1 protein-coding gene is annotated in these 3,472 nt (G+C 36.1%); it reads left to right on the top strand.

Annotation, left to right across the window (positions count from 1 at the left end):
- Positions 1-34: 34 nt before the first annotated feature.
- Positions 35-3,472, top strand: a 3,438-nt coding sequence (locus tag ADG81_RS03875; protein ID WP_049550949.1) for a MucBP domain-containing protein, incomplete at its 3' end; no start/stop codon positions are given.

Here is a 3,472-nt window from a genome sequence, read left to right as displayed (position 1 = left end):
ATATATATATATATATATATAGGAGTTTAAAATTTTGTCAAATAAAAAAGAAATTTTTTCTATTCGTAAATTAAAAAATGGTCGTTCAGACTCAGTAAAAATAGGTACTCTCGGACTCATTATGGGTGCTGCTATCGCTTTGTCTGTCAACACTCAGTCTGTAGAAGCTGCTATTATCGATAACAAAGATGGAACTACTACTATATCAAATAGCAAGGGTTCTATCAAAGTAGATACAGCACATGTGAAAATTGAGAGTAGTGATTATGAGTATGATTCAAAAGATTTTGATCCTAATCCAAAACCGAATGAAACAGGTACAGATAAAATTACTAAAACAGGTAAGCTAGACTACAAATATGTATCAACTGATGGAACTGTTTTAGAAGAAAATCAAAATCAAGATGCAGGCTTTGAAAAAGAAATTTCGGTAGATTATGAAGTATACGGACAATATGGGAAAGTCTTCAAATCATTAAAAGGTAACGAAATTACCGATACTGATTTAACCAAGGCAAAAGAGCACGGTGCCGTAGGAAAAGATACTATTGAAAAAAATAATACTACCTATCATAAAATCGGGGATCCAGCTGTAGAAATTACCGGTGATGGAGGAGGGGTATACTCTGACTCTACTCTTGGAAATGTGACTGCACAACTAACTTCTGAAGGTCTTGTTCAAAATGATGGGAAAATTAACCACAGTGGGGTTAAACCAGGAGGTCGTACCTGGATTGTCGAAGAAACTGGCAAGGGGACTTACGGCAAATATGTATTAGCCGATACACCAGCCACTACATCTGATAAATGGCTAGAAGATACATTCAAGGCGGGAGAAGCCACAGCAAAAGATTATACTTCTACGAATATCGCTGCAGATGGTGGCATCAAGGAAGGTGATTATGTTGTCGTATTAGAAAAAAATACCTTTGTAACAGCTGGACATGACATAACGAGTTTTACCTATGTCGTGCAGTTTCCTACAGCAAATAATATATCTAGTCTTCATGAATTGTATGAGGCAATCAATGCTCACAAAGACAATCCCGATGGCCTTAGTCATGAAGGAACTAGAACTTTTTTAAAAGGCTATTTAGCTTACATCAAAGAAAAAGGTTTGCAAAATACAGAAGGGAATATGAAAAGATACCTTGCGTTTTCATATCTCAATCAACCTGGAGTCGAAGACTCAGACAAGGAAGATACCCTGGATTCCGAAAAGAGACCAACTACTGCTACAATATTTGATCCCGATAAAGACATCAATGTAAGTAATGAATCTGGATATGACGAAGGAGATGGGTATGAACTCTACTTCAATCTAATCGTTAAAGGCCCTGTTAGTGAGAAGTATAACTATCGTACAGCCTATACACCGCTTCGTGCTTATCGTTTAGGTAGTGGTCGTACTACTATCACCTACACTTATAGTCCTGAAGTAACTCGTAGAGTTGAAAAGAAAGGCTCGGTTACCGTACATTATCAAACAGAAGATGGAACAACTCTTAAATCGTCATATAATGATACTGTTGATGCTGTAGTAGAAGTTGAAACAAAAACTTATTATCTTGATGCGAATAATCAAGAAGTAGTTGTTAGTACAAACAAAACTGCAGAGAACGTTCAATATAATACAAAAGAAAGCGATGCAGAAAAACCTCAAAGATTAGAAGCAAATGGTTCTGTTTACTATTTAGACGAGACTAAAACAAAAACTACAGTAAATGGTGTAGCTACAAATTCAGCAATAGAAGAAGGACCTGTTGTAGAAGGAACTACAGATGTAACTTATGTCTATGAAAAAGCTGGATCAGTCCTTGTTCACTATGTTGATACAGAAGGCCATCCTCTCCAAGGAACCAATGAAAATCAACAACCAGTGACTCAAACGGTTACGGATACTGATAATGCCAAAGCAGGTTCAGACTACGATACACAAGATCATAAACCAACAAGCATTACTACAGCAGATGGTAAAGTTTATCAACTGGTTCCTCAAAGTACTAGAGGAAATGAGACAGGTAAGGTTGTCGCAGGCCAAACTCTTGAAGTCACTTATGTTTATAAAGAAGTTAAAGGGAATGTTCTAGTTAAATACGTAGATGAAAAAGGAACTCCACTAGCAGGAACAGCTTCAATGCCTGGAAATACAACAGAAGCAGTAACAGCAGACGGAGTAAAAGCAGTCACTGAAGCAGGGTTAGGCACAAGGTATGATAATAAAGTAGCTGAGAAAAAAGCGACTAAGATTACAACAGCAGATGGAAAAGTATATGAACTTGTAAAAGAAAATAATGGATTATACAATACATCAGAGCCTGAAACAGGAACAGTAACAGAAGCTGATAAAGTAGTAACATTCGTCTACAAAGAGAAAAAATCAGCAGTAAATGTGAAGTATGTTGATAAAGCTGGACAACCAATCGCTGGAACAGCAACAATGCCTAATAATTCAACTGAAGAAGTAACAGTTGATGGATTAAAACCTGTAACAGATGCAAGTGTAAATTCTGACTATGATGTTACTAGTAAAAAAGCATCTAAGATTACAACAGCAGATGGTAAAGTTTACCGACTAATTGCTGATAGAGATGGTTTACAAGCAGGTTCTAAACCAGCAACTGGTAAAGTAGAAGAAAACGAAATTACAGTTACTTATCAATATGAGTTACTAGGAAGTGTAGTGACTAAATATGAATTATCAGATGGTACGAAATTAACAGGTGAATTAACATTTGATAATGCAACAACTCCAACTACAGTAGAAGAAAAAGGTTTAGCAGTTGCAAATGCAACAGATGTATCAAATGGTACAAATTATGATGCAAGTACTCCAGCTAACAAACCTAATAAGATTACAACAGCAACTGGAGAAGTATATTACCTAGTATCTTCTGATAATGGAGTAAAAGCTGATTCAGCACCAGTTACTGGTACTGTAGAAGAAGGTAAAACTAAAGAAGTTACTTATGTCTACGAAAAAGCAGGTTCAGTAGTCATCAAATACATTAATACTGACGGTACTGAAATTAAAACAACTGTACAAGATTCTACAAATGCTAAACCAGGAACAGCCTATAACGCAGCTGAAACTGATGAAAAACCAGCAACAATTGAATTTAACAATAAGAAATATAAACTAGTTACAAAAGCAGGTACTACTACAACTAATACAACTTACTCTGCAGAAGCAGTCGTAACAAACGGAGAAAACGTTGGAACTGTGGAAGGGCAAGTAGTAGCAGGAAAAACACTTGAAGTAACATATGTTTATACAGAAGTAACTGGAGACGTAGTGGTTCACTATGTTGACACAGAAGGTAATGTAATCGCTGAAGATAAAGAAGATACTAAAGGTGCTTCTCTAAACGCTAAATACGACACAACTGACAACAAACCAGAGAAAATCGAAAAAGACGGAACTGTGTACTACTTAACAGAAAAAGCTCTTAAAGATGATTCTAAACCAGAA

Source organism: Streptococcus pseudopneumoniae, assembly GCF_001070815.1.
Lineage (GTDB): Bacteria > Bacillota > Bacilli > Lactobacillales > Streptococcaceae > Streptococcus > Streptococcus pseudopneumoniae_P.
The sequence above is the reverse complement of the archived record's forward strand: the minus strand, read 5'-3'. Positions and strand labels throughout refer to the sequence as shown.